The organism is Phenylobacterium zucineum HLK1 (genome assembly GCF_000017265.1).
GTDB classification, from domain to species: Bacteria; Pseudomonadota; Alphaproteobacteria; order Caulobacterales; family Caulobacteraceae; genus Phenylobacterium; species Phenylobacterium zucineum.
In genome coordinates this window covers 234,581-258,850 of record NC_011143.1, presented here as the reverse complement: position 1 = coordinate 258,850, position 24,270 = coordinate 234,581, and the positions used below count along the sequence as shown (strand labels likewise).

Genomic DNA, 24,270 nt, shown 5'->3' with positions numbered 1-24,270 from the left:
GAGCCCGTGCAAAAGCACGCCTCCGATCTGTGGCGACATCTCGGGCAGCCGAAGGGCGATCCGATCCGGACCGCCCTTCCTCACCGCTCAGCGGGGGATAATGGGCGAGAGCGGGAGTGCTGCTTGCCGAGAAATACGCATCGTGGCGCTCGACCCCTCAAGCGCCTGGTGCATCTCGGCATCAACGCCGAACGGGCTCGGGCGCCGAAATCCCGGTGGTGAACTTGGGATTGCCTGCGCTGGCCGGATTGGCCTGTTGGGTCGTGCAGGCGGCGAGGCTGACGCTAAGGAGGGCAGCCGCGCAGATCTTCGACAGGTGTTTCATAGTCATCTCGTCTGATGGGGCGCCGGTCCATTTTCGGAGCGGCGGCCGCGTGACACGGCGGACAGAGTCCGCTGCAATTCTCGCAATCAGACGGGTTTCGGTGGTCGACGCGGCGGTGCGGGATTAAGGCCCGCAAGCCGCTCCTGAGCGATGATCGTCCACGCTTGGCCGGCATTGGTCGGAGTTTGCCAGTCTTCGACGTTCGGCAGCGGCGCAGCCGCGGCGGCGCAGGCGCACGCTGAGCCCTGCGTCGGTAGTAGGCGGCATTCTGGGGCGTGGCATTGGCAGGAGGGCGTCGGCTCCTCGCAGACGCAGGCAGCGGCCCGGCTCGCAGAGGCCGGCGCGATGATGATCGCCAGCGCAAGGATTGCGCCCACCATGATCCGCAGACGCAGCATGCCCGCAATCTATCACAAACCCCGATGCCCTGTTCGCCTTTCATCGGTGATCTGCGGGAGCGATGCATCTTGTTCGCTCGTGCCCCTGCGCAGCGGTTGAGACCTTTCTCCTGTTCGGGCACAGGGCTGAAGGTAGATCTGACGCTCGGGCTACCTCAGGCGATTACGAACGCGAAGGGGTTGCGGCTCGAATTTGCGAGCCGGGAGGGCAGCAAGGCAGCTAGCGGGTCAGAACCATGCGCGGAGCCCCACCACGAAGCTGGTGCTCTCAACGTCCTCGCCTGCGGCGCGGGCGAAGTCGGCCGTACGGCCGAGGCTCCGTTCGTAGGCGACGCCGATGTAGGGGGCGAATTCCCGCCGGATTTCGTAACGCAGCCGCAGGCCGAACTCGAGATGCGTAAAGCCCGAGCCGGTGTCCGTCTCCCGGATATCCTGTGCAGACAGGCCGAGCTCCGCCTGCGGCTGCAGCACCAGCCGCTGCGCCAGCCGCAGATCGTAGGTACCCTCTATCCGGGCCAGGAGGTCCCCCTTGTCGGACAGAAACAGCGCCCCCTCCGCCTCGAACCAATACGGAAACAGACTCTCGACGCCCACCGTGGCGTAGGTGCGGCCGCGCGGCTCGAAGTCCTGCCGCACGCCGACCTGGACATCCGTGTACCGCGCCACCGCCCGGGAGTAGAGCGCCTGGACCTCCGCAGCCTCGACGCCGTCCTCGCGGCCCCCGTCGCCTTCCGTCTTGACGACGAAGCGGTTGAGGTCGCCGCCGTACCAGGCTTCCACATCCCAGCGATAACCGCCCTTCGGGTCCGACTTAGCCTCGAGAATGTTGCCCATCACCTTCGACACGCGCGCGCCGCCGTGTTCCTCTAGGATGATGCCGCGCGCGCGGTCCATCGCAGCCCGCTCAAATACGCGGTCGGCGGCATTGTCGGTCGGCGGCGGCGGTGGCGGGGCGGAGCCCACAGGTTGTTCGGCGGCGGTCAACGGCCTTCCGGACGTTGCAGGCATGGCGTGGCCCGCATGCGGGTCGGCCGGCGCAGCCGAGGGCGGTGTCGCGCCATGCGCGGCGTGAGGATCCGCCGGCGGCGTCGCGGTGGACGGCATGGCGTGGCCGGCATGTGGATCGCCCGGCGCAGCAGGGGCGGGCGTGCTGTGGCCGGCGTGCGGGTCCGCCGGCGCCGCAGGCGGGGCGGGTGTGGCCGCCTGATGTCCTGCGTGCGGGTCGGCGGCTTGAGCGAGGACCGGCGTAGCCAGGGCCGCGGGCAGCAGGCTGATCAGGAGAAGGCGGATCATGCGGCCTCTCCTTCGAATGGCCGCACCTTGAACACTTGGAACATGCCGCCGTGCATGTGGTAGAGCATGTGGCAGTGGAAGGCCCAGTCGCCGCCTTCGGCGGTAATGTCGAACGATACCTTTCCCCCCGGCAGGACATTGACGGTGTGCTTGCGGGGCAGCTGTCCAACAGGGGCGTGCACCAGCTCGAAGAAGTGGCCGTGCAGGTGGATCGGGTGGGTCATCATGGTGTCGTTCACCAGGGTGACGCGCACGCGTTCGCCTCTTCGGAAGGCGTAGGGCGGCGGCTTCTCGCTGAACTTCCTGCCGTCGAAGCCCCACATGAAGCGCTCCATATTTCCCGTGAGACGGATTTCGAGCGCGCGCTCCGGCGGCCGAGCGTCGGGGTTCGGCTCCAGCGCGACGAGATCCTTGTAGACCAGCACCCGGTGGCCGACGCTTTCCAGCCCCTGGCCCGGATCGCCGGTGCGGTCCATGGGCATCGGGGAGATCATCTGCACCCCGGGTCCCATCTTCACTTGGGGCGCGTTCTTGGGATCGCGCATGTTCATGTCCATGCCGGGCATGTCCGCCATGACGTCAGAGCCGCGGGGCCTGGGGGGCGCCATCCCTGGCGGCGCCGGGGGGGCGGCCGCACCGCCATGGTCCATCCCCGGCATGTTGCCATGGCCCATCGGCGCGCCCGCGGCGGCCGCGGCCGCCCCGCCGCGCCCGGCATGGGCCGACATGTCCATGCCCATATCCTTCATGGTGGCCAAGGGGCGCTCCCGCAGCGCCGGCACGGGCGCCGTCATGCCGGGACGCGGCGCCAGGGTGGCGCGTCCCATGCCGGAGCGGTCCACCGCCTCGGAGACGATGGTATAGGCGCGGTCCTCCGTCGGCTGGACGATCACGTCATAGGTCTCGGCGTTGCCGATCTGGAACTCGTCCACCTCTACGGGGCGGACGTTCTGTCCATCCGCCGCCACGACCGTCATGCGCAGGCCCGGGATGCGCACATTAAAGATCATCTGCGCGGCGGCGTTGATGAACCGCAACCGCACCCGCTCGCCTGGCTTGAAGAGCGCCGTCCAGTTCTCGTTGGGGCCGTGGCCGTTGACCAGGAACTTCAGGACCGCGCCCGTGACGTCGGAGATGTCGGTGGGGTCCATCAACATCTTCGCCCACTCGATCCGCTCGCGCAGCGTCTGGTCTTTGCCCGCAAGCAGGCCGGCGATGGTTTGCTTCTGATAGTTGAAGACCCCACCCTGCTGCTTGAGTTTCTGAAAGATCCGGTGCGGATGAAGGAAGCTGAAGTCGGCGAGCACCACGACGTGCTCGCGGTCGTACTCGACCGGGTCGGGGGCGGCCGGGTCGATGATGATGGGCCCGTAGTGGCCCTGGGCTTCCTGCAGACCCGAGTGGCTGTGGTACCAGTTGACCTGCCCCCTTCCTGATCCCTCGGTTTGAGTGAGAGTCCGTCACCCTGAGGAGACGGACGTGAAGAAGAGCAGGTTCAACGAGGCGCAGATCATCGGCGTGCTGCGGGAGCAGGAGGCCGGGAGCCCGACGGCGGAGGTTTGCCGGCGGCATGGGATCAGCGAGCAGACCTTCTACCGGTGGAAGGCGAAGTACAGCGGCATGAACGTGTCGGATGCCCAGAAGCTGAAGACGCTGGAGGACGAGAATCGGCGACTGAAGAAGCTCTTGGCGGAGTCCATGCTCGACGTGTCGGCGCTGAAGGACCTGCTGGGAAAAAACTGATCGGGCCTGCAGCGCGCCGGGAGGCCGTGCTTCGCCTGATGGCGGAGCGCGGCTTCTCGCAGAGGCGCGCCTGCGGGCTGGTCCAGGTCGATCCGAAGACAGTGCGCCGCGTGGCCCAGCCAGGCGATGCGGAGGTACGCGCCCGGCTGCGGGGCCTGGCGGCGGAGCGACGCCGCTTCGGCTACCGGCGGCTCGGCATCCTGCTCGAGCGTGAAGGCGTCAGCATGAACAAGAAGAAGCTCTTCCGGCTGTACCGCGAGGAGGGCTTGGCGGTGCGAAGGCGGCGCGGCCGCAAGCGCGCCACCGGCACGCGGGCGCCCATGGCGCTGCCGGACGGGCCGAACCAGCGCTGGAGCCTGGACTTCGTGGCCGACACGCTGAGCTGGGGCCGGCGCTTCCGGATCCTGTGCATCGTCGACGACTTCACCCGCGAGGCGCTGGCGCTGGTGGTCGACACCTCGATCGGCGGCCATCGCATGGCCCGCGAGCTGGACGCCCTGATCGCCCGGCGCGGCCGGCCGGCGACCATCGTTAGCGACAACGGGACCGAGATGACCAGCCGGGCCATGCTGGAATGGACCAACCGCACCGGCGTCGACTGGCATTACATCGCGCCCGGCAAGCCGCAGCAGAACGGCTTCGTCGAGAGCTTCAACGGCAAGCTGCGCGACGAGTGCCTGAACGAGGAGGTCTTCGCCAACCTCGCCGAGGCCCGGGCTGTCATCGAGCGCTGGCGGCTCGACTACAACCACGTCAGGCCGCACTCGGCGCACGGCGGACTGACCCCGGAAGCCGTGCGTCTGAACCCCGCGGCCGGCCGGCTGCGCAACTTGATCAGCTCCACCGCCCGGCCGCTACCGCCGGCGCTGGAGATCAGCTACCAACCCCCTGGGCTCTCATAATGATCGAGGGACCGGCGGGGGGCAGGTCAGCCGGCGGCTGCGCGCAAGCCTCGCCGTCACGCGACCTGGTCGTCTACAAGACGCCCTACTGCGGCTGCTGCAACGGCTGGATCACGCACATGCGCCGGGCCGGCTTCAATCCCATTGTGCGGGAGGTGCAGGACCTCAATCCGATTCGCGCCCAATACGGGGTGCCGTTCACCCTGTCTTCGTGCCACACGGCCCTGGTGGGCGGCTATGTCGTCGAAGGGCACGTTCCGCCCGCCGATGTGGCGCGTCTGCTGGCGGACAAACCGAAGGCGATCGGGCTCACCGTCCCTGGCATGCCAATCGGTTCGCCCGGGATGGAGACTCCGTCGGAGCAGTCTGAAAATTACGCGACCCTTCTTCTGCTCGACCGGACAGGCCGCACACGCGTCTTCGCCCATCACGGCTGAGCCGCCCCTGGAGGAAACCGGCGTCGGTTCAGCGGCCGAGCATCCGCCGGCATTGAGCGTGTGTGAGGCCCATGGCGTTCACCGCGCCGGTCTTGTCCGACGTATGGCTGTGGGTCGCCCCTTCGCCCATGGTCGTGAGCATCTGCTCACAAGCGGCGCGGCGCTCCGCCGTCGGCTGCGGGCCTTGCAGCGTCCCGCAGCCGGCTAGCGCCGCCGCCGCCATCGCGAGCGCGGTTGATGAAGCCGCAATGCGCTTCATAAGGTTTGCTCCTGGGTGCGGACGAACAGCCCAGCCGACGCTCGAGCCAAGACCGCGGCGGCGCCACGATGACCCCAGCGCCCGCTGTTGACACCTTCCGGACGCCGGCGATCAGGGCTTTGGGGTGCGGCCGCCGTTTCTGTCCAGCCACGCCTGCAGCTCCGCGATGTCCTTACGCTGCTCTGCGGCCATCCGCGTGGCCATCCGTTTAGCGTCAGGGTTGTCGCCGTGCTTCTGCAGGACATCGGCCATAGCGATCCCCATCCGATGATGTTCGATCATCTTCAGGGCGAACGCCCGATCAGGGTCGGCGTCCTCCCGCGACATCATGGTCTTGTGCATGCCTTGCATGACTTGCGCGTATTCGTGCTTGGCCATCGAGCCATGCTGCATGGCGCTGTGGTCCATACCCTTGTGCTCGGGAGCCGGTTTCGCGGCGGGTTGAGCCAAAGCCGGCCCCGCCACAAGCGCGGCCCCCAGGGCAAAGATTGCTGATCTGTTCACGGTCTTGCTCAGCGGTTCAGTGGGCGGTCTGCAAGGCGGCTTGGCAGGCCTGCTCACAACGCCGGCAGGATTCGGCGCAGATGCGGCAGTGCTCGTGCATCGAGGCGTGCCGCTCGCATTCCTCGGCGCAGACTCGGCAGGCGTCCTGGCAGGCGGCCAGCACCGCGCGGATCGCCTCGGGATTGGAGCCCGTCCGGCGGGAGGCGATCGCGCCGGCTGCCGCGCAGATGTCTGCGCAGTCCTGGTTCAGACGGATGCACTGAATAAGCTCGCGCACCGCGTCCTCGCCCAGACAAGCATCGGCGCAGGCCGTGCAGGCTTGGGCGCAGTCGTAACACGCCTCAATACACTGGACGAGGCTGTCATTGGTGCTTCCTCGCACCTGCGGATGCGTACTGATCATCTGTTGGGCGTGCATGGCCGTTCTCCAGTGGCGATGCGCGTTCAATCCCTCTTCAGCCGGGAGGTTCCTGCCTAAGCGACCATCGCGAAAAAGATCGTCGGAAGCCTGGAAAATGTGAGGGGCTCGGACGGGTGGCGCGTATCGGTATTGAATAGACGGGAGTTGACCGGCGGCGCGGCTTAGGTCGCGGCTCGTCTGCATCCCGCACTCGATCACCTTCTACAACTCCGCGCGAGGGAGACCGGCGAATGCTCTTGTTGGCGAGGCCCTTGACCCTCCCATCATGGGAAGGTCCATCTGAGGCGGGCGTCGTCGGATAGGAGTTCCCCGCATGCCCGAGGCTACCCTCACCTCGATCGACATCCCGGTGCTGGGGATGAGCTGCGCCAGCTGTGTCGGCCGCGTGGAAAAAGCCATCAAGGCGGTGCCGGGCGTCGCCGCCGCGTCGGTGAACCTGGCCGCGGAGCGCGCGCATGTAGCGGTGACTTCCCCGGAACGCGCCCAGGCCGTCGTGGACGCCATAAGCAGCGCCGGCTATGAGCCGCTGAAGCGCACCTTCGACCTCAAGATCGATGGGATGACCTGCGCCAGCTGCGTCGGCCGCGTCGAGCGCGCGTTGCAGGACGTTCCTGGCGTGCTGACGGTGAGCGTCAACCTCGCCACCGAAACCGCCGCGATCGTGGCGCTTGAAGGCGCAGCCGAGATCCCGGCTCTCATCGCCGCGGTCGAGAGGGCCGGCTACGGCGCCTCTCCCGTGGGGGAGGCGTCTGAGCAGGCGGACCGTGAGCGGCTTGCCCGCGAGGCGGAGGTCACGGGGCTCCGGCGCTCCGTGGTGCTCGCCGCGGTCGCCACAGCTCCGCTCTTCATCATCGAGATGGCGCGCCACGTCATTCCGGGCGTGCATCACTGGCTGGTGGGCGTCATCGGGGAACAGCCGTGGCGCATCATCAGCTTCGGACTGGCCGCTTTCGTTCTCTTCGGGCCGGGGCTGCGGTTCTTCGCCAAGGGCCTGCCGAACCTCGTCCGGCGCACTCCCGACATGAACTCCCTGGTGGCGCTCGGGACCAGCGCCGCGTTCGCCTACTCCGCTGTCGCCACCTTTGCTCCACGGCTGCTGCCGGAGAGCGTCGACCACGTCTATTACGAAGCGGCCGCGGTGATCGTGACCTTGATCCTGGTCGGCCGCCTCCTCGAAGCGCAGGCCAAGGGCCGGACGAGCGAGGCCATCAAGCGGCTCATGACTCTGCAGGCGAAGTCAGCCCGTGTGCTGCGCAACGGCGAGGAAAGCGAGATCCCTATCGCCCAGGTTCTCGCCGGCGACGTGGTCGCCGTGCGGCCGGGCGAACGGGTTCCGGTGGACGGACAGGTGGTCGAAGGCGCGTCGTTCGTGGACGAGTCCATGATCACGGGCGAACCGGTCCCCGTCGCCAAGGGCGTCGGCGACGACGTGGTCGGCGGGACGGTCAACAAGACCGGCGCCTTCCGCTTCAGGGCCACGAAGGTGGGGGCCGCGACTCTGCTGTCGCAGATCGTCCGCATGGTCCAGGCGGCCCAGGGCGCCAAGCTGCCGATCCAGGCGCTCGTGGACAAGGTGACCGGCTGGTTCGTTCCGGCGGTGATCGGCGCTGCGGCGCTCACCTTCGCTGTCTGGCTGGCGGTGGGCCCCGCCCCGGCCCTCAGTTTCGCGATGGTGAACGCCGTGGCGGTGCTGATCATCGCCTGCCCCTGCGCCATGGGCTTGGCGACGCCCACGTCGATCATGGTCGGCACCGGCAAGGCCGCCGAACTCGGCATCCTCTTCCGCCATGGCGAGGCCCTGCAGACCCTGAACAGCGTCCGGGCGGTCATCTTCGACAAGACGGGCACCCTGACGCTCGGGCGGCCGGCGCTGACCGACCTGGACCCCTCCCCGGGCTTCGAGGAGGCTGAGCTCCTGCGCCTCGTGGCGGCCGTCGAAACCCGCTCGGAACACCCGATCGCCCAGGCCATCGTCGAGGCGGCTAAAGCGAAGGGCCTGAAGGTTCCAGAGGCTGAGGCGTTCGAGGCGGTTCCGGGATTTGGCGCGCGCGCCCAGGTCGCGGGCCGCCGCATCGAGGTGGGGGCGGATCGCTTCATGGCGCACCTGGGAGTCCCGATCTCACCTGTTGCGCATGCGGCCGAGCAGATGGCCGCCCAGGCCAAGACGCCGCTCTATGCCGCCATCGATGGGGAGCTCGCCGGCCTGTTGGCCGTCGCCGATCCGATCAAACCAACGACGCCCGAGGCCCTGACGGCCCTGCACCGCACCGGCCTGAAGGTGGTGATGGTGACCGGCGACAACCGGCGCACGGCCGGCGCCGTGGCGGCGGCTCTGGGACTGGACGATGTCTTGGCCGAGGTGCTGCCGGACGGCAAGGCGGAGGCGGTGAAGGCGCTGCAGCAGCGGTATGGCCGGGTCGCCTTCGTGGGCGACGGCGTCAACGACGCCCCGGCGCTGGCCACCGCCGACGTCGGACTGGCGATGGGCGCCGGCACCGACATCGCCATCGAGAGCGCGGACGTGGTGCTGATGCGAAGCGACCTACGCGCGGTGGCCACCGCCATCGCGCTCAGCCGGGCCGTGCTCAACAACATTCGGGAAAATCTGCTGTGGGCGTTCGGGTACAATATCTTGCTGATTCCGGTCGCCGCCGGGCTGCTCTATCCCTTGTTCGGCGTCCTGCTCTCGCCGATGGTCGCAGCCGGCGCCATGGCGCTCTCCAGCGTCAGCGTCGTCGGAAATGCGCTGCGTCTGCGCCGCTTCCGCTCAACGGCCGCCCCTGAGCCGAGGGGCGAACCCGAACCGGTCGCGATCCCCGGAGGCGCAGCATGAACATCGGCCAGGCCGCGAAAGCTTCCGGCGTGTCCGCGAAGATGATCCGGTATTACGACTCGATCGGCCTGGTCCGCCCTGCGAACCGGACCGGTTCGAATTACCGGGAATATGGCCCGCGCGAAATCAACGAACTGCGGTTCATTAAACGCGCGCGTTCCCTGGGGTTTTCAGTGCCGGAGATCGTGCAGCTTCTGTCGCTCTGGCGCGACCGCGCACGGCCAAGCCGAGACGTGAAGGCGATCGCCGATCGCCATGTGGCCGAACTTGAAGCTCGGCTGACGGAGATGCAGGCGATGGTGGACACGCTCCAGCGCCTTTCCCGCGCTTGCGCCGGCGACGACCGCCCCGACTGCCCGATCCTCGTTGACCTTACTGGCGAGGAGGAGGGCGACGAAATCGCCCGGTCGGTCGATCGGGGCCGCTGAACGAGGCGCTCCGGCGGCAATTCTTGCGCCGCCGCCGCCCGGGCTGGAACTGGCGCTTCGAAGAGCAGTTAAGGGCAAAGTTCTGCGGCCCGCGTGGCGCGCGGAAACCTTCCCTGTACTGTAATCTTAGAGGGGTCTATGTCGCACAAACCTACTCATCATTGGAAAGAACGGCCCCTTCAGGAGTTGGCCGACGACTACATTGCGCGCGGCGGGCTGGTGTTCGACTTCGACGCCGGACATGTGCCCTACGACTACAAGTTGGCCGTAGGCGGCAGCGAGCCGGACGTCCTGACCGGCGATGAGGCGCGCGACCACTTGTGGGGATTGTCCGGAGCCGATCTCCTCACCGGGGGCGACCAAGATGACGTCCTCTATGGCGATCAGGGTCGCGACACCCTGAGCGGCGGGGACGGCAGCGATCGGCTAATCGGCGGCTCTGGCCGCGATCGCCTATTCGGCGCTGCGGAGGCGGACTCGCTGCACGGCGACGAAGGCGACGACTACCTGGACGAAGGCGCGGGCCACGGCGACCTTGAAGGCGGCCTGGGCAACGACACCCTGGTCGGCGGGCTCGGCCCGGACGCGTTTGCGGTGGACCGCACGAGCGGGGACGATGTGATCCGCGACTTCACGGCCGGTCCTGGCATGTTCGACCACCTCGCCTTGCGTGGCCTGGGCTGGGAAGACCTCAGCTTCCAGGACACCGCCGCGGGGGTCCGGATCAGCTGGGCGGGCGGCTCGGTGCTGCTCGAGGGAGTGCGGCAGTCCGATCTGGCGCAGGACGACTTCATGTTCGCCGACGCGCCGGACCTTCCGCCCGGAGCGCAGGACCCGGCCGGACCGACAGCCGAGCGACCGTCGCCCAGTTCGGAAGGCCCCACGGCTCACGAGCGCCGGTTGCACGGTGAGAAATTCGATAAGGCGGCCGACGACGAGTTGCGCGACGGGCCCGCGCGGTTCGGCTTTCAAGGTGACGAAGCCTATCAGGTGGTGGTCGGCACGCTCCATGACGACGAGCTCACCGGCGGCGCGACCTGGGACAACATGTTCGGCCGCGACGGCAATGACACGCTGACCGGCGCTGGCGGCGACGACATCCTGCAGGGCGACGCCGGAGACGACTTGCTGGACGGCGGCGACGGCATGGACCGCCTGGACGGCGGCATGGGCGCGGACACCCTGGTTGGCGGGGCGATGGCCGACGAGCTGATGGGCATGGACGGCGCCGACTCCCTCGACGCCGGGGCGGGCCACGACATGATCGAAGGCGGCATGGGCGACGACACCATCGCCGGCGGCACGGGCGCCGACGCCTACATCGTCTCGCCTGACAGCGGCTTCGATGTGGTGCTCGATTTCGAAGCGCTAGGCGAGGCGCAGGGCGCCTTCGACCACCTCGCGCTCCGCGACATTCGTCCGGACCAGGTCTCGGTCACCGATCGGGCCGAAGGCGCCTTCGTCTCCTGGAACACCGACGCCGATACGGATCCAGAAGGCGGCGTGCTGCTTCAAGGCGTGTTTAGAGCGGACCTCCGCCAAAGCGACTTCATGTTCGTCGATGAGCCCGGGTTCGTGGCCGGGATCAACGACTATGGCTCCTGGTTGGTGTTCCCCGGCTGATGAGGGCGTCGGCCCCGCCGCGCGTAGCCAGCTATAGGGCTGGGCGCCTGTGGCGCCTGGCCTTTTCAGGAGAGACTCGCATGAAGACAGTCCCAGCCCTTTTCGCCGCCGCCGGCCTTGTCGCCGCTCTGGCCGCCTGCCAGCGTCAGGAGGAGCCTGCACCCGTCGAGGCGACGCCGGCGGCCGACGCTCCCGCCGCCGCGCCGCCGGCCGCGGCGGCGACCAACCTTCCAGCCCCCGCCGCCGCACCGCCGCCCGCCCAACGCCCGGCTGCGCCTTCGCCGGAGGCCTCGCCGGCCGACCACGCCGACATGCCTGGGATGGATCACTCCAAGATGGAGGGGTTGGATCCCGCCAAGCGTTGAGCCGTGCGCGGAGGCCGGCGCGCTCCAATGGAGGCGCGCAACTCATGCGCTGACGAACCTCGGCCAGTCAGAAGAGGAGGCGCGGCGATAGCCTTCCTGCGCTCGGAGGACGCCGCGTTCGTCACCGACCCTCTGCTGCGTTGGACGGGCTTCGGCTCGATGGCCTGGGCCGCATCCGTCCGCGAGGGGAAGTCCGCGCCCGGCGCGTAGAGCTTATAGACCCACCGGAGACTCGGTCATGCGGACCCGACTGCTGGCGCTGCTCGTGGCGATGCTGCTGCCGCTCTTCCTGACGGCCCCCGCGCGTGCTCACAAGGATCACCCGCAGCAGGCCGCCGCCGCAGGAGCCGCGGCTTCGGGGACGCCGGCGGCCAGCCCGCCGATGGCGGGCGCCACGCCCGCCCACGCCGCGGTCCCCGGCCACATGGCGGCCGAGCCGCGTCCGACGTCGTTCACCGGGCGCCTCGTCGACTGGCTCGGCCGCTGGCACCCGTCCGTCGTTCATTTCCCGATCGCCCTCTTCATCGTCGCCGGCGCTCTGGAGGCCTGGGCCATCGTCCGTCGTCGACCTTCAATGCTTGAGACAACCCGCATCCTCGTGGCCCTCGGCGCGCTGGGCGCCCTGGTGGCCGTTGCACTGGGCTGGATGGCGATGGGCTGGAATCTGGCCGAGGACAAGCCGCTGGAGACCGCGCACCGCCTATTGGGCAGCACCATCGCCGGGCTCGCGCTCGTCACCTGGTGGGCCAACAATCGGTTCCTGCGCCGCCGCGGAACCGGCGCCGGGGCGCTGTACGGCGGCCTCCTCGGCCTCACGGTGCTGGCGATCGGCGTCAACGGCTACCTCGGAGGCGCCCTGATCCATGGAGTGGACCATCTTGCCTTTTGAGCCTGGACCTGGGCTCAAGGCGACAGGTCAGCGGACCGCTGTGAGCGCCGCATGAACCGCCTGTAAGAGCTCCGCCGGGCGAAAGGGCTTGAATAGCACCGCATCCGCTCCGAGTGCTCTCGCGGTGTGCAGCAGGTGGTGGGCCTCCAGCTTGCCCGCACCGCCGCTCATCGCCACGAGACGGGTCTCGGGACTGCGGCGGCGGAGATCCATGATGGTTTCGATCCCATCCTTGTTTGGCATCAGCAGGTCCACCACGGCGAGGCGAAGCTGCGTTTGACAAGCCACCCTGGTAGCCTCGACACCATCGCTGGCTTCAAGACAAACGAAGCCCGCGTCTGCGAGCATTTCGCAGGCGATCAGGCGGCATGCCGCCTCATCATCGACAACAAGGACCAGTGGCAGCGACACGGAAACCCCGACTGCACCAAGAGCCCATACGGCTCAGATGTCGGACACCCCTCAGGGACACCGTCAACAGTCCCGCTCAAGCTCAGTCTCAACTCGGCTGTCCCGATGGCAAGATCGTCGAGAAGGTCTGGTGCAATCGCCGCAACCGCAGCTCTCAGCTCCTCGTCTCTCCACCTCAGCTTTGCGCGACCGCTGGCGAGTTGGGCCCTCGCCGAGAGCCGGTGGCTCACGCAAGTGCGGGGGAAGTTGTCGTCGCTCGGCCGCGCGGGGGCGTGGAGAACGGACGCCAGACGAGGTAGAGCGACATCAAGGCGCCCCCAAAGCAGAACACGGAGATGTACGCGAACTGGAAGAACAGATAAGTCGCCACGAAGACCAGAGCGACGAGGACACCGAACACCCGTGCATCTTTATCGCTGCTTAGCAGCAGCGGTCCGATGACCACGAACAGGTATATCGCATAGGTGAAATCTCGGCCGATGACGTAATCGAGGAGCTCCGTTCCTTCATAGCTGATGGCGGCGCCAAGGAAGCGAGTGGTGAGCCACCCCTCGTGGGCGAAGTAGGGGACGTACTGCAGACCGCCGAGCAGCCCCCCAGCGATCGCCAGGACGAGATAGATGGGCCGGCGGCGGCCTGGCTCCAGAAAGTAGACGGAGAACGGCACCCAGACGGGCCAGGCGAGCCAGGAGAAGAACATGTACGCGAGCGAAAACCGCTCCACGGCGGCGGCGTCGCCGATGGCGCCGAAACGCCAGACGAAGCCCTCCATCAGCTGCTGCACCGAGAAGAGAACCGGCAGTGTGGCCAGCGCCAGGTAACGACGCTCGCCTCGCCAGGCTCGCACCAGGCTGGCCACGCCGAGCGGCGCCAGCACGCTCGCGGCCGTAAAGCTGGCCGCCGCGGAAAAGCACATGCTGTTCTCCAAACCGGTTGGCGAAAGACGGGTGGAGTCTGTCACCCTTGGTGCAATACGTTTAGCGCACGCCCATGCCCTCATCCCAGAACATGAACGCTCGCGCCAAGCGCCTGATGGTCCTGAACAAGGGCTCGTCCAGCCTCAAGTTTGCGCTGTTCGATCTGACTGGGTTGCGGCCTCTCGCCCGCGGCAGCCTGCGCGATCTCAGCTCCGAACCGCGGCTCGCGTTCGAGGCCGAAGCGGGCGGCGCGCCATTTGAGCGCATCGCTGGACCGCTTCCCCCGGCCGCCGCGGCGGAACATCTCCTGGCTGCCCTAAACGCACGCGGCCTGCTGCAGAACGTGGGCGTCGTGGCCCATCGGATCGTCCACGGGGGATCGCAACACCGGGCGCCCGCGATCCTCGACGACCAGACGCTGCGCGCGCTCCGCGCGCTTTCGCCGCTCGCGCCGCTTCACCAGGACGCAAGTCTGGATGTGGCGGAGGCGGCCATGCGGCGCCTTCCATCCGCAGTCCACGCGGGCTGCTTCGACACCGCCTTCCACGCGGCGCAGCCGAGGCTCGCCCGGCTCTACGCCCTCCCGCGGCATCTTCTGGAGGACGGGCTGGTCGCCTACGGCTTCCACGGCCTCTCTTATGCGCATGTCGCCCGACGCCTGCAGGCGCTCGATCCGGAGCACGCCGGCGGACGGGCGATCGTGGCTCACCTCGGCAGCGGCGCGAGCCTCTGCGCCTTGAGCGCCGGCGTCAGCCTTGCGACCACCATGGGGTTCAGCACGCTCGATGGGGTCCCCATGAGCACGCGATGCGGCGCGCTCGATCCCGGCGTGGTCCTGCATCTGCTGCAGGCGCGCGGATTGGCGCCCGACGCTGTCAGCCGTCTCCTCTACGAGGAATCGGGACTTCTGGGACTTTCCGGGATCTCGGGAGACATGCGCGCCCTCCTGGCGAGCGCCTCGTGCGAGGCGGCCGAGGCCGTCAGCTTCTTCGTCTATTGCGTCGTGCGGGAGATCGGCGCTCTCGCCGCCGTCCTGGGCGGGCTCGACACCCTGGTGTTCACCGGGGGTGTCGGCGAAGGCTCCCCGGAAATCCGGGCGCGCGTCTGCGGCCAGATGCGATGGTTGGAGGTGGAGATCGATGCGCGCCGCAATCAGGCCGGCGCGCCGGAGATCGGAACCGGCCGCGTCCGGGTGCTCGTCGAACCCGCCGACGAGGAACTGGCCATGGCCGAAGCGCTGCGCGACGCGAACATCACGGCCCCAGACGGCGGCTGAGCCGCCCGCGGCGCCTCGCCGCAGCCGCCGTCTGTAAGGCTGAGGCGTGTGCCCGCGTCCCTGCGCACGACCACGTTCACAGGATCCTTCATGCGTCTTCTTGCTTCGGCCTCGGCCCTCGCAGCTCTGGCGCTCGCCGCGCCGGCCTTCGGGGCCGTCTACAACCTGAGCCTCCAGCCTGCGACTGTCACCGCCGGCGGCAAGTCGTCCCCGGCGCTCAGCATCAACGGACAGATTCCCGGACCGCTGCTGCGCTGGCGCGAGGGCGAGGACGTTACGCTCCACGTGACCAATCGGCTGGCGGAGGACGCGTCGATCCACTGGCATGGCATCATCCTGCCGCAGGATATGGATGGCGTGCCGGGGCTCAGCTTCGACGGCATCAAGCCGGGGCAGACCTTCACCTACCGCTTCAAGGTGCGGCAGTCCGGCACCTACTGGTACCACAGCCATTCGGGCCTGCAGGAGCAGCAGGGGATCTTTGCGCCGATCATCATCGATCCGGCGACACCGGATGGGATCGCGGCTGACCGCGAGTATGTCGTGGTGCTCTCCGATTGGCTGAAGGAGAATCCGTACCAGGCGCTGCGGAACCTGAAGAAGGACAGCGGCTGGTACAATTACAACCGTCGCACCGTGGGCGATTTCTTCGCCGACCTGCGGCGCGCGCCCGACGGTGAGGCGCGCGCCGCCGTTCTGCGCGACCGGCTGGCCTGGGGGCGGATGCGGATGGACCCCACCGACCTCACTGACGTGTCCGGCTACGCCTTCCTGGTGAATGGGAAGGATCCGGCCGCTAACTGGACCGCCCTCTTCAAGCCTGGAGAGCGGATCCGCCTGCGCTTCGTGAACGCCTCGGCGATGACCTTCTACGACGTCCGCATCCCGGGGCTGAAAATGACCGTCGTCCAAGCCGACGGCCAGAACGTGCGGCCGGTCGAGGTGGATCAGTTCCGGATGGTTATGGGCGAAACCTACGATGTGATCGTCCAGCCGGAGGCGGACCAAGCCTATACACTCTTTGCGCAGGCCTTCGACCGCTCGGGCTATGCCCGCGCCACGCTGGCCCCGCGCGAGGGCATGGCCGCGCCCATCCCGCCGCTTGACGCGCGGCCTGTGCGCACTCTCGCCGACATGCCGATGCCCGGGATGAAGATGGCTCCGGGCGCGCACGCAGGACATGGCGCCCCGGAGCCGCCGCCGCGGCTCGCGCGGCACGACATGCCGGGCATGGAGGAGGCCAGGACACCTGAGATGGACATGGGCGAGCCCGAGATGGAGGAGCATCTGCATCCCGGACAGAGCGCGCCTTCGAAGACACTGACCTACGGCGATCTTGCCGCTGCCGCCGCATATCCGGACAGGCGGCCGCCGACTCGGGAGGTGACGATCCGCCTGACCGGTTCGATGAACCGCTATTACTGGTCCATCGATGGCCGCAAATGGCCGGATGCGCCACCGCTGAAGGTGCGCTTCGGCGAGCGGGTGCGGGTCCGCATCGTCAACGACACCATGATGGACCATCCCATGCACCTGCACGGGATGTGGATGGACCTGGTCAACGGCGACGGTTCGCTGGGCGCGCGCAAGCACACCGTCGTCGTCGGTCCTAACCAGACCGTCACCGCCGACGTGACGGTCGATGCGCTGAAGACCTGGGCCTTCCACTGCCACATCCTCTTTCACGCCGCCACGGGGATGATGACCACCCTGCAGGTGGCCGAAGTGGTCGCGGACTAGCCCGCCGCACGCCCTCTCTAGGAGACGACCATGAGATCCTTGTTGCTGGCCGCCGCGGTGGCTTGCCTGTCTGCACCTGCGCTCCGCGCCGAGGCCGCAGACGCGGCAGCCCCCTACACCTTCTGGCTTTCCCGGACTGATGTCGGAAGCTCCACCGAAGGGGAGAGCGATTTCGATTGGGACGCCCAGGGGTGGATCGGCAACGACGAGCAGAAGGCCTGGGTCAAGACGACCGGCAACCTGCAGTCGGCCGGGTCGCCGGACCGAGCGGACGTGCAGTTGCTCTATTCGCGGGCGATCCACGACTTCTGGGACGTGCAGGCCGGCGTGCGCCAGACCCTCGAGCCCGCCGCCCGAACGTCCGCGGTGCTCGGCGTGCAGGGTCTGGCCCCCTACTGGTTCGAAGTCGACGCCGCGGCTTTCCTGAGCGAAGGGGGGCGACTGACCGGACGTTTCGAGGGCACCTACGAGCTCACCCTGACGCAAAGGGTGTTCGCCGAGCCGTTCGTCACCGCCAGGTTCGCCTCCAAGACCGACCCCAAGCTGCTGGAAGGGTCGGGACTGATGGATACGGAGACCGGCGTCCGCCTCCGCTACGAGTTCTCCCGCAACTTTGCGCCCTACGTGGGCGTCAGCTGGGCCCGGCGCTACGGTTCCACCAAGCGGCTGCTGACGGCGGCGGGGGGCGATGCGAAGGAGACCTCTGGTCGCGTGGGCTTGCGCCTCCTGTTTTAGCTCGGCTGCACGAAACCCCGAGCGGGCGTAACGCCGGCCGCGCTGCGGCGTCTATAGGGGTGAGCGGATTTCCCCCGCCGCGGAACCGGAGCGGGACCTATGAGTCGCAACGACGAGGGGCGCCGTTTCCTGCCCACTGACAGTCGGCCTAGCGCTCGTCGTAGCAGGCGGGCGCGGAGCGAGCGCCCCTGTTGGATCGGCCGCTTGGCGTATGTCATCGTGGGTCTTGCCGCAATCGCTCTGGGGTGGAACCTCTATCCTCTGCTTCTGCCCTCCATTGATTTCGCAGGCCCATGGGCGCTGGCGCTCGTGTCCACCGGCGCGTTCGCACTTGGCCTTGGCGCGGCTGCGGTCTGGAGCGGACTGATCCAGCCGACTATTCGACGGTGTTCGGTGTGGATCCAGCCGCCCTGGCTCCGCCGATGAGCCGGATCACGAGCAGCATACGAATACGACGGGAGCCCGCGGCGGTCTTCGATTTCTTCACGGCACCTGCAAACGCTCCAAGATGGCATCCCGCCTCCGTCTCGGTGGCCGGAGCGGTGGACCATCAGGCCAAGCTTGGTGAAACCTTCAGCGAGGATCTGGTCGGCGCCGACGGTGTCCGCGGACGGGCAAAGTGGCAAGTGGTGGCCAACGAGGCGCCGTACCTTTGGCGTATCGAACTCAGGTCCGCCTCCATCCCAATGGAGGCGGCGGTCGCCTTGCGCTTCCGTCCCGAGCAGGGCGCCACAGCGGTTGAGCGGGACGTGCGATACCGTTATCGCTCGCGCTGGTTCAGGCTGCTCGACGCCCTGCTTCTTCGCCGCCGCAACCAGCGGGACGGTGATCAGGGCCTTCGCCAAGCCAAGCGCCTCCTGGAGGCGGGGCTTACAACCGCCGGCGGCGCGTAAGCTCAGCCGCGGCTGCGTCTTCCCCGTGCCGGGATCGCGGCCGACAGCCGGCCCGCACCGGCAAGATAGGAGGGTCGCCATGTCCGTCACCTCTCCCGACGCCGGCGCGCTGCGCCGCGCGCGGGGTCCTGCCGAGCGGGCGGTGCAGATCGCCCCGCTCGGCCTCAGCCTCTCGCTCTTCTTTGCGATCACCTTCCTGCTGTGCGCGCTTGGCGCCTTCGTGCCTGGGTTGGCCACGTTCCACCTGCTCCAGGCCGTCTACCCCGAGCTCGACTGGGCGGCGCCGGCGAGCATCCTCGCCGGCACGATCTTGGCCTTCGCCTGCGGCTGGTATACGGCCGTGGTGTGGGGATCGCTCTATAATGTCTTCGCCAAGCGGCGGGCGTGAGCGGATTGCCGGCCGCTCCCCCGCCGGACCGGGCGCGGAACGGTCGTGCTGGGCGATCCCGCACGGTCAGGAACCTGTGGCTGACGCGGCTGCCATCCGACGGCGGGCGGGTGGAGGTCGTCGAGCGCAAGGGCTGCGGCCATCCGGACAGCATCTGCGACGCCCTCGCGGAGAACCTGTCTCGCGATCTGTGCCGCCGCTACCAGGCGGCGTTTGGCCTGATCCTGCATCATAACGTCGACAAGGCGCTGCTTTGCGCCGGCCGCGCCTCCCCGGCCTTCGGCGGCGACCGCATCGCCGAGCCGATCGACATCTACCTGGCGGGGCGGGCGGCGGCGCTGCAGAAGAACGGCGGCGCCGAGCTCAAGGAGCTCGCCGTGGAGGGCGCACGCCGCTGGCTGCGCGAGCACCTGCATGCGCTCGACGCCGAACGCCACGTCCGCATCCATCCGGTGTTGCGGCCTGGTTCGGCGGAGCTGCAGGGGCTTTTCGAGGGCTCCGCCGCGGCGATCCCGCGGGCCAACGACACCTCCATCGGCGTGGGCTATGCGCCCTTGAGCCCCTTGGAGCAGCTGGTCCTTGACCTGGAACGCGCCCTGCAGGACGCGGGACGCCCCGCGTGGGGCGAGGATGTCAAGATCATGGCCGTGCGAACAGGCCAGGACGTGACCCTCACCATCTCCTGCGCCCTGATCGGCGGCGAGCTCCGCAACCTGGACGCCTACCTCGCGGAGAAGGCGGCGATCGCCGATCTGGCCGCCGCAAGCGCGGCTGAGCGGGGTTTCCGCGCTTGTCGTGTGGCGGTCAACGCCGCGGATCAGCCAGAGGCAGGCCTGCTGTATCTCACGGTAACCGGCACGTCCGCGGAATCCGGCGATGACGGGCAGGTGGGCCGAGGCAACCGGGTCAGCGGGTTGATCACCCCGGGGCGGCCGATGAGCCTGGAAGCGGCCGCGGGCAAGAACCCGGTCACGCATGTCGGCAAGATCTACAACGTCGCGGCGCAAGAGATCGCCCGCTCAGTGGTGGCCGAGCTGGCGCCGGTCCGCCGCGCCGAATGCCTCCTGGTCAGCCAGATCGGCGCGCCGATCACGGAGCCTGCGGTGGCGGAGCTGCGGTGTGAGCTCGGCCGGGGCGAGGCGTTGCGGGACGTACGGGGTTCGATCGAGGCGATCGTCGCCAGGGAGCTCGCCGCCTTGCCCGGCCGCCTCGAAGATTTCGTTCACGGCCGCGTGGCGCTGTTCTGAGAAGTCTTGCGATCTTGAGCCGTCGAACGCGCGTCCGGGCGTCGGCGCCTCGGAGAGGCGGTTCAGATCGACGAAGCCCCGTCGGCCGCACAATTTCACGAAGGAGCTAAGCCGCATGATCAATCCGCTGAGCGACCCCTTGGTCGAGAACGTCATTATCGACAACGTCGCGGACGTCGTGCGCCTCGAGGCCACGCAGGAGGGGGTCGCGATCGTAACGATCAACCGCCCGAAGCGCCGCAACGCCCTCAATAGCCTTGCTGTCGAAGGGCTTACCGAGGTTTTCGAAACCCTGCAGGGCGCGTCTGGGGTTCGGGTCGTCTTTCTGCGCGGCGCCGAAGGCCACTTCTGCGCCGGCGCCGACCTGACGGAGATGCAGAGCGCGCTGCCAGACTGGACGGAGGCCGACTTCCGCGCGGCCGGCGAGAGCTTCGCCGCGCTGCTCAGGGCGATCGAGGAGACCCCCGCCCTTACCGTGGCCCTCTGCGAAGGCGCGGCGCGAGGCGCCGGCGTCGGCCTTGCCGCAGCTTGCGACATCACCCTGGCGACAGCGCAGGCCACGTTCGGCTTTCCAGAGGTTCGGCTGGGCCTCGCGCCGGCGCTGTCCGCCTCCCCTGTGGCGAGGGCCGTGGGCTGGCGCGAAGCTCGCGCGCTGTTCGTGACGGGGCAGACCATCGATGCCGCCTACGCGGCACGGGTTGGTCTGGTCCGCGAGGTGCTCGCCGACGCTGCGGATCTCGACCGCGCCATGGACCGTCTCATCGATTGGGTGATGACCAGCGCGCCGCAGGCCGCTGCGGAAACCAAGCAGATGCTCCGCGAGGCCGAGGATCGCGACGAGGCCACAAAAGACCAGCTGGCGCGCCGCGGCGCCGCCTTGCGAGCCGGCGCGGAGGCGCGCGAGGGCGTCGCTGCTTTCCTGGAGCGGCGCAAGCCCGCCTGGCGCGGTTGAGGACGGGCCGGCAAGGCGTAAGCGCGCCGGCGCGTCGCCGTCGTTGAACAGAGTGGCGTCGGAGCCACGCAGAACCCTCGGAGCAGAGATGGATGATGAGGAAACCGTGGTGGCCGTCTTCGCGCGGCACGCCGACGCGTAGGCCGCGATCCGGAAGCTTGCCGGCGGCGGCTTCCCGATCCAGCAGCTCAGCATCGTCGGCAAGGGCTACCACGCCGAAGAGCACGCCGTCGGCTTCTTCAACGTAGGTGACCGGATCATCCTCTGGGGACGCTACGGCGCATTCTGGGGCGGGGTCTGGGGGCTGTTCGTTGGCGGCCTGATGATGACGGCGCCATTGGTAGGCCCGATCGTCGTCCTCGGCCACTTTGGGGCTATGCTGCTGGCGGCGGCCGAGGGCGCAGCGGTCGTGGGCGGCGCTGGCGTGTTGGCCGGCGCACTGGCCAGCATCGGACTGCCCAGAGACGCCGTCGTTCGCTATGAGACGGCGGTCAAGGCCGACCGGCTCCTGTTGATCGCGCACGGCTCGCCGGTCCAGGTCCGCCGGGCGAAGGCCATCCTGACCGGCGCAAGTCCCGACAGCGTCGTCGTCCATCCCGCGACCTCCGCGGCCGAGGCAGGCTGGCAAAGTTTCGAGCCTCGGGGCGCAGAGCGCGCCTGATCCATCGGCTCGGGACGCGGGCGCGTGTAAGCTTCGTGCGGTGCTTGCGTCTTTTGCGGCGAGGGTGAGGCGATCCGTCGCTTGCCCTGTCTGCTAGGAGGGACCGATGGCGAACTCGAATGAGACCCGGCTGCGTAGCCTGCCCATGGAACGCGCGGACATGGCGGTGGACGCCGGCCTGCGCAGCTTCATGGTGGGCGTCTACAACAAGGTCGCCCTTGGCCTCGTCCTCTCGGCGGTCCTGGCCTACCTGACGAGCATGGTCCCCCCCGTGCGGGACCTGATGTTCCGGCTCACGCCAGATGGCCGGTTCGCCGGCTACACCCTGATCGGGATGGTCGTGGCGTTCGCCCCGCTCGTCGTCCTGCTAGGGTCGATGTTCGCCATGCGCCAGCCGACGGCGCGGGGCGCCAGCGCGCTCTACTGGACGGTTTGCGCGCTCATCGGCGCCTCCCTCGGGGTGCTGGGGCTCGTCTACACCGGCGCGTCGCTCGCCTCGACCTTCCTCATCACAGCGGCCGCTTTCGGGGCGCTGAGCCTGTTCGGCTACACGACCAAGAAGGACCTCACCGGCATCGGCAGCTTCCTGCTGGTGGGCCTGATCGGCCTGGTGATCGCCTCGCTGGTGCAGATGTTCTGGAATCCGCCTGGCTTCTCCTTCGTGATCAGCGCCGCGGGCGTGCTGATCTTCGCCGGGCTGATCGCCTACGACACCCAGCGCCTCAAGCTCACCTACTACGAGCTCGGCGGCGATCAGGCGGCTCTCGGCGCAGCCACGAGCTATGGCGCGCTCAGCCTCTATCTCAACTTCATCAACCTCTTCCAATTCCTCCTCAGCCTCTTCGGACAGCGCCGCTGATCGTTCGGCTGCGTAAGGGCCGGTCGGCGGCTGCGTCAGTGTCTCTGAGCGCCCTGTTGGCGCAGGATCGGAGAAGCAAGATGAAGATCATCGTGGCCGCGACGGCGTTGGCTCTGGCAGCGGGCGGCGCCGCCTTCGCGCAGGATCATGCCGACCACCACCCCGGCGTGAAGGAGGCCAAGCAGGCGGCGGCCGACGCGCAGATGCATGAGCAATGCAAGGCCTATATGGGCCGTCAGATGGACCCGAAGCAGCCGCACGATCACGGCCGCGACAAGACCGGCGCCGCCACCTGGCCCGGCGGCAAGCCGCTGAGCCCGGCCGAAATGAAGGCGATGCACGACAAGTGCCAGGCTCTGATGGCGAAGGAGTCGTCGACCGCGGCGGCGCCGTCGAAGCGCTAGGCCGGTGATCAGCCCCGCCGCCGGTGCGCAAAGGACCGGTCGCGGGGCTTCTTCACCTCGCGTCGTCGGCGACGACAAGGACCGGCGCGAAGCCGCCGCCAGGCGTCCGCAGGTTGGTGGTCTGGCCGCGATAGAGACGGGCCGCCGCCAGAAGCACCTGGCCCGCATAGGTGTACAGGCGCACGTCCACCTTCAGTTCGACAGCTTCCCCCTGGTGTTGAAGGCGTCGCACGCTCGGGGGCGCGAAGGCCTGGGCGACGTAAGGCGCACGCTGGATCTCATCCCACACCCGGCGGGTGAGTTTATCGCCTCGGTAGGCCGCCTTGCTGGCGTGGCCGCGCGCGGGCTTGAAGAACCATCGGCGGCGATCAGTCCACAGGGCGGCGGCGTTCTGCGGCGTCACCAGCACCGTCTGTGGCACGACGCTCTGCAGCACGCCCACTGAGGCGGGCTCCAGGCCCAAGCCGCGCAGCCGTTCGGGGTCGCTCAGGAGCGTCAGGTTCCGCTTGTCGGCAAACACGGCGTAATTGTGTGGATTGGGTGTGACCACGAGGCGGCCGGCCTCGTACGCGCGCCGCAGCACCTGATGGCTGACCTCCTCGAGGGCGAAGTCCACCAGCCGGTTGTAGACGAGATCGACCGGGACCCCCTGCAACCTCACCTCGGTCCCGTCAAACTCCAGATCGCGGGGATCTCCGATCAGGGTCTCGATTCCCTGAGAGGCGAGCAGCGCCTGCGCCAGCCGGAACTCGGGGAACAGCGGCTGCGCCTCAGGCAGGTCGTCGAGGATCGCAACGCGACGGAGCGGGCCTGAGCGACCTTGACGACGCCACTCCTCCCGGAACATGGCCGCGACGCGGGCCTGAAAATCGGCGTGGCTGGGAGTGTCGGCCGCGACGCCGGCTGAGGCGCAGCAGGTGCGCTGCGCGCGCGCCAGAAGGCTGTTGAGGAAGGCGCCGCCGGCGTTGGTGTTCACCTCGATGAGTTTGGGCCCTGCCTCGGTGAGGTGGAAATCGTAGCCCATCAGCACGCCGGCAGGCCCGAAGTCGGCGTGGGCCAACGGGGACGCCCAGGCCAGCACGGCTTGGCGGTATCGCGGAAGACGCGCGGCCGCTTCGACCGCGGCGACGACTTGGCCCATCTGCCTTAAGGTCGCCGCCGGCACGAAGAGCGGCGAATGGGCGAACAACCAAGGATGCGCCTCCGCCAGACCGTTGGCGAAGCCCGGCGCGCCCACCTCGCTGTCCAGCGTCCTTGCGAGCACGCGTCGGTCCAGGGTGACGCAGACGCAGCCGCCGTTCAGCTCATCGCTGCGCCGGAGCGGTGGCGACGGGGCGGCCTTGGGCGGGACAGGGGCGTTCATGGGC

Annotated in this window: 25 protein-coding genes and 1 pseudogene; 17 read left to right on the top strand and 9 right to left on the bottom strand. The window is 68.4% G+C overall.

All coding sequences use genetic code 11. The features are described from left to right. Window positions 1–411 precede the first annotated feature (411 nt). The 3 genes and pseudogenes from PHZ_RS22915 to PHZ_RS20735 all read right to left on the bottom strand — a co-directional run. Window positions 412–723: a hypothetical protein gene (locus tag PHZ_RS22915; protein WP_148217043.1), complete on the bottom strand. Its 312-nt coding sequence runs from the start codon at window positions 721–723 to the stop codon at window positions 412–414. Between the two features lie 228 nt (window positions 724–951). After that, on the bottom strand, window positions 952–2,016 hold the full coding sequence (locus PHZ_RS20740) for a copper resistance protein B (RefSeq protein WP_012520460.1): 1,065 nt from the start codon (window positions 2,014–2,016) through the stop codon (window positions 952–954). Next, window positions 2,013–3,431, bottom strand: a pseudogene (locus PHZ_RS20735) (copper resistance system multicopper oxidase); the annotation flags it as partial. The gene PHZ_RS20740 and the pseudogene PHZ_RS20735, both read right to left, overlap by 4 nt. 64 nt (window positions 3,432–3,495) lie before the next feature. Here PHZ_RS20735 and PHZ_RS20725 point away from each other — a divergent pair. Beyond that, window positions 3,496–4,661 (top strand): IS3 family transposase gene (locus PHZ_RS20725; RefSeq protein ID WP_407946656.1). Its coding sequence is split into 2 segments (ribosomal slippage): window positions 3,496–3,754 and window positions 3,754–4,661, totalling 1,167 coding nucleotides; the frame shifts between segments, so codons are not numbered across the junction. Beyond that, complete coding sequence (locus tag PHZ_RS20720; RefSeq protein WP_012520458.1) at window positions 4,661–5,098, top strand: DUF411 domain-containing protein; 438 nt, start codon at window positions 4,661–4,663, stop codon at window positions 5,096–5,098. The genes PHZ_RS20725 and PHZ_RS20720 overlap by 1 nt, the downstream gene beginning before the upstream one ends. 28 nt (window positions 5,099–5,126) lie before the next feature. On the opposite strand, the gene PHZ_RS20715 is transcribed toward PHZ_RS20720, so the two are convergent. The 3 genes from PHZ_RS20715 to PHZ_RS20705 form a co-directional block, all read right to left on the bottom strand. After that, the gene (locus PHZ_RS20715) at window positions 5,127–5,357 is read right to left on the bottom strand and encodes a hypothetical protein (RefSeq protein WP_012520457.1); all 231 of its coding nucleotides are present in this window, start codon (window positions 5,355–5,357) and stop codon (window positions 5,127–5,129) included. A 111-nt stretch (window positions 5,358–5,468) separates the two neighbouring features. Continuing rightward, window positions 5,469–5,735 carry a DUF305 domain-containing protein gene (locus PHZ_RS20710; RefSeq protein WP_236611931.1) on the bottom strand — a complete coding sequence of 89 codons (267 nt, stop codon included), beginning with the start codon at window positions 5,733–5,735 and terminating at the stop codon, window positions 5,469–5,471. A 142-nt stretch (window positions 5,736–5,877) separates the two neighbouring features. Continuing rightward, window positions 5,878–6,279, bottom strand: a complete 402-nt coding sequence (locus tag PHZ_RS20705) for a four-helix bundle copper-binding protein (protein ID WP_012520455.1) — start codon at window positions 6,277–6,279, stop codon at window positions 5,878–5,880. A 316-nt stretch (window positions 6,280–6,595) separates the two neighbouring features. On the opposite strand from PHZ_RS20705, the gene PHZ_RS20700 reads away from it, so the two are divergent. The 5 genes from PHZ_RS20700 to PHZ_RS20680 all read left to right on the top strand — a co-directional run bounded on the left by PHZ_RS20700 (window position 6,596) and on the right by PHZ_RS20680 (window position 12,420). Then, window positions 6,596–9,115, top strand: coding sequence for a heavy metal translocating P-type ATPase (locus PHZ_RS20700; protein WP_012520454.1), 2,520 nt, complete (start codon window positions 6,596–6,598; stop codon window positions 9,113–9,115). Then, entirely contained in the window at window positions 9,112–9,543 is a 432-nt protein-coding gene (gene cueR, locus PHZ_RS20695; protein WP_012520453.1) for a Cu(I)-responsive transcriptional regulator, read from the top strand. Before PHZ_RS20700 ends, cueR begins: the two co-directional genes overlap by 4 nt. A gap of 138 nt (window positions 9,544–9,681) precedes the next feature. Next, the gene (locus PHZ_RS20690; protein ID WP_012520452.1) at window positions 9,682–11,166 is read left to right on the top strand and encodes a calcium-binding protein; all 1,485 of its coding nucleotides are present in this window, start codon (window positions 9,682–9,684) and stop codon (window positions 11,164–11,166) included. A gap of 80 nt (window positions 11,167–11,246) precedes the next feature. Continuing rightward, the gene (locus PHZ_RS20685) at window positions 11,247–11,531 is read left to right on the top strand and encodes a hypothetical protein (RefSeq protein ID WP_012520451.1); all 285 of its coding nucleotides are present in this window, start codon (window positions 11,247–11,249) and stop codon (window positions 11,529–11,531) included. Between the two features lie 238 nt (window positions 11,532–11,769). Next, entirely contained in the window at window positions 11,770–12,420 is a 651-nt protein-coding gene (locus PHZ_RS20680; protein WP_049758516.1) for a DUF2231 domain-containing protein, read from the top strand. Between the two features lie 27 nt (window positions 12,421–12,447). On the opposite strand, the gene PHZ_RS20675 is transcribed toward PHZ_RS20680, so the two are convergent. Further along, the gene (locus PHZ_RS20675; RefSeq protein WP_012520449.1) at window positions 12,448–12,831 is read right to left on the bottom strand and encodes a response regulator; all 384 of its coding nucleotides are present in this window, start codon (window positions 12,829–12,831) and stop codon (window positions 12,448–12,450) included. Between the two features lie 226 nt (window positions 12,832–13,057). Next, window positions 13,058–13,747: a DUF6629 family protein gene (locus PHZ_RS20670; RefSeq protein WP_012520448.1), complete on the bottom strand. Its 690-nt coding sequence runs from the start codon at window positions 13,745–13,747 to the stop codon at window positions 13,058–13,060. A gap of 74 nt (window positions 13,748–13,821) precedes the next feature. Between PHZ_RS20670 and PHZ_RS20665 the strand changes: the two genes are divergently transcribed. From PHZ_RS20665 to PHZ_RS20620, 10 genes are all read left to right on the top strand, one after another. Continuing rightward, the gene (locus PHZ_RS20665; protein ID WP_236611930.1) at window positions 13,822–15,024 is read left to right on the top strand and encodes an acetate/propionate family kinase; all 1,203 of its coding nucleotides are present in this window, start codon (window positions 13,822–13,824) and stop codon (window positions 15,022–15,024) included. Window positions 15,025–15,114: 90 nt separating this feature from the next. Then, window positions 15,115–16,764: a copper resistance system multicopper oxidase gene (locus PHZ_RS20660; protein ID WP_041374506.1), complete on the top strand. Its 1,650-nt coding sequence runs from the start codon at window positions 15,115–15,117 to the stop codon at window positions 16,762–16,764. Window positions 16,765–16,794: 30 nt separating this feature from the next. Further along, window positions 16,795–17,499: a copper resistance protein B gene (locus PHZ_RS20655; RefSeq protein WP_012520445.1), complete on the top strand. Its 705-nt coding sequence runs from the start codon at window positions 16,795–16,797 to the stop codon at window positions 17,497–17,499. Window positions 17,500–17,921: 422 nt separating this feature from the next. Continuing rightward, window positions 17,922–18,392 (top strand): SRPBCC family protein, encoded by a 471-nt coding sequence (locus PHZ_RS22325; RefSeq protein ID WP_187149119.1) that lies wholly within the window; start codon window positions 17,922–17,924, stop codon window positions 18,390–18,392. A 79-nt stretch (window positions 18,393–18,471) separates the two neighbouring features. Next, window positions 18,472–18,780, top strand: coding sequence for a hypothetical protein (locus tag PHZ_RS20645; RefSeq protein WP_049758513.1), 309 nt, complete (start codon window positions 18,472–18,474; stop codon window positions 18,778–18,780). Between the two features lie 110 nt (window positions 18,781–18,890). Next, window positions 18,891–20,027, top strand: coding sequence for a methionine adenosyltransferase (locus tag PHZ_RS20640; protein ID WP_012520443.1), 1,137 nt, complete (start codon window positions 18,891–18,893; stop codon window positions 20,025–20,027). Between the two features lie 115 nt (window positions 20,028–20,142). Further along, window positions 20,143–20,979: an enoyl-CoA hydratase-related protein gene (locus PHZ_RS20635; protein WP_041374504.1), complete on the top strand. Its 837-nt coding sequence runs from the start codon at window positions 20,143–20,145 to the stop codon at window positions 20,977–20,979. 376 nt (window positions 20,980–21,355) lie between these two features. Beyond that, on the top strand, window positions 21,356–21,640 hold the full coding sequence (locus PHZ_RS22910; protein WP_148217041.1) for a hypothetical protein: 285 nt from the start codon (window positions 21,356–21,358) through the stop codon (window positions 21,638–21,640). 106 nt (window positions 21,641–21,746) lie between these two features. Continuing rightward, window positions 21,747–22,499 (top strand): Bax inhibitor-1/YccA family protein, encoded by a 753-nt coding sequence (locus PHZ_RS20625; protein WP_012520440.1) that lies wholly within the window; start codon window positions 21,747–21,749, stop codon window positions 22,497–22,499. Window positions 22,500–22,579: 80 nt separating this feature from the next. Beyond that, window positions 22,580–22,903: a hypothetical protein gene (locus PHZ_RS20620; protein WP_041374503.1), complete on the top strand. Its 324-nt coding sequence runs from the start codon at window positions 22,580–22,582 to the stop codon at window positions 22,901–22,903. 52 nt (window positions 22,904–22,955) lie between these two features. Here the strand turns inward: PHZ_RS20620 and PHZ_RS20615 are convergent, their stop codons facing one another. Further along, window positions 22,956–24,266, bottom strand: a complete 1,311-nt coding sequence (locus PHZ_RS20615; protein ID WP_012520439.1) for a hypothetical protein — start codon at window positions 24,264–24,266, stop codon at window positions 22,956–22,958. Window positions 24,267–24,270 lie beyond the last annotated feature (4 nt).

Coding starts and splice junctions, on each gene's coding strand:
- PHZ_RS20635 (WP_041374504.1), top strand. CDS start 20,143: ATGATCAATCCGCTGAGCGACCCCTTGGTCGAGAACGTCATTATCGAC.
- PHZ_RS20645 (WP_049758513.1), top strand. CDS start 18,472: ATGTCCGTCACCTCTCCCGACGCCGGCGCGCTGCGCCGCGCGCGGGGT.
- cueR (WP_012520453.1), top strand. CDS start 9,112: ATGAACATCGGCCAGGCCGCGAAAGCTTCCGGCGTGTCCGCGAAGATG.
- PHZ_RS20685 (WP_012520451.1), top strand. CDS start 11,247: ATGAAGACAGTCCCAGCCCTTTTCGCCGCCGCCGGCCTTGTCGCCGCT.
- PHZ_RS22325 (WP_187149119.1), top strand. CDS start 17,922: ATGAGCCGGATCACGAGCAGCATACGAATACGACGGGAGCCCGCGGCG.
- PHZ_RS20625 (WP_012520440.1), top strand. CDS start 21,747: ATGGCGAACTCGAATGAGACCCGGCTGCGTAGCCTGCCCATGGAACGC.
- PHZ_RS20655 (WP_012520445.1), top strand. CDS start 16,795: ATGAGATCCTTGTTGCTGGCCGCCGCGGTGGCTTGCCTGTCTGCACCT.
- PHZ_RS22915 (WP_148217043.1), bottom strand. CDS start 723: ATGCTGCGTCTGCGGATCATGGTGGGCGCAATCCTTGCGCTGGCGATC.
- PHZ_RS20670 (WP_012520448.1), bottom strand. CDS start 13,747: ATGTGCTTTTCCGCGGCGGCCAGCTTTACGGCCGCGAGCGTGCTGGCG.
- PHZ_RS20740 (WP_012520460.1), bottom strand. CDS start 2,016: ATGATCCGCCTTCTCCTGATCAGCCTGCTGCCCGCGGCCCTGGCTACG.
- PHZ_RS20660 (WP_041374506.1), top strand. CDS start 15,115: ATGCGTCTTCTTGCTTCGGCCTCGGCCCTCGCAGCTCTGGCGCTCGCC.
- PHZ_RS20710 (WP_236611931.1), bottom strand. CDS start 5,735: ATGGCCAAGCACGAATACGCGCAAGTCATGCAAGGCATGCACAAGACC.
- PHZ_RS20715 (WP_012520457.1), bottom strand. CDS start 5,357: ATGAAGCGCATTGCGGCTTCATCAACCGCGCTCGCGATGGCGGCGGCG.
- PHZ_RS20620 (WP_041374503.1), top strand. CDS start 22,580: ATGAAGATCATCGTGGCCGCGACGGCGTTGGCTCTGGCAGCGGGCGGC.
- PHZ_RS20705 (WP_012520455.1), bottom strand. CDS start 6,279: ATGCACGCCCAACAGATGATCAGTACGCATCCGCAGGTGCGAGGAAGC.
- PHZ_RS20720 (WP_012520458.1), top strand. CDS start 4,661: ATGATCGAGGGACCGGCGGGGGGCAGGTCAGCCGGCGGCTGCGCGCAA.
- PHZ_RS20665 (WP_236611930.1), top strand. CDS start 13,822: ATGCCCTCATCCCAGAACATGAACGCTCGCGCCAAGCGCCTGATGGTC.
- PHZ_RS20680 (WP_049758516.1), top strand. CDS start 11,770: ATGCGGACCCGACTGCTGGCGCTGCTCGTGGCGATGCTGCTGCCGCTC.
- PHZ_RS20615 (WP_012520439.1), bottom strand. CDS start 24,266: ATGAACGCCCCTGTCCCGCCCAAGGCCGCCCCGTCGCCACCGCTCCGG.
- PHZ_RS20700 (WP_012520454.1), top strand. CDS start 6,596: ATGCCCGAGGCTACCCTCACCTCGATCGACATCCCGGTGCTGGGGATG.
- PHZ_RS20690 (WP_012520452.1), top strand. CDS start 9,682: ATGTCGCACAAACCTACTCATCATTGGAAAGAACGGCCCCTTCAGGAG.
- PHZ_RS22910 (WP_148217041.1), top strand. CDS start 21,356: ATGCTGCTGGCGGCGGCCGAGGGCGCAGCGGTCGTGGGCGGCGCTGGC.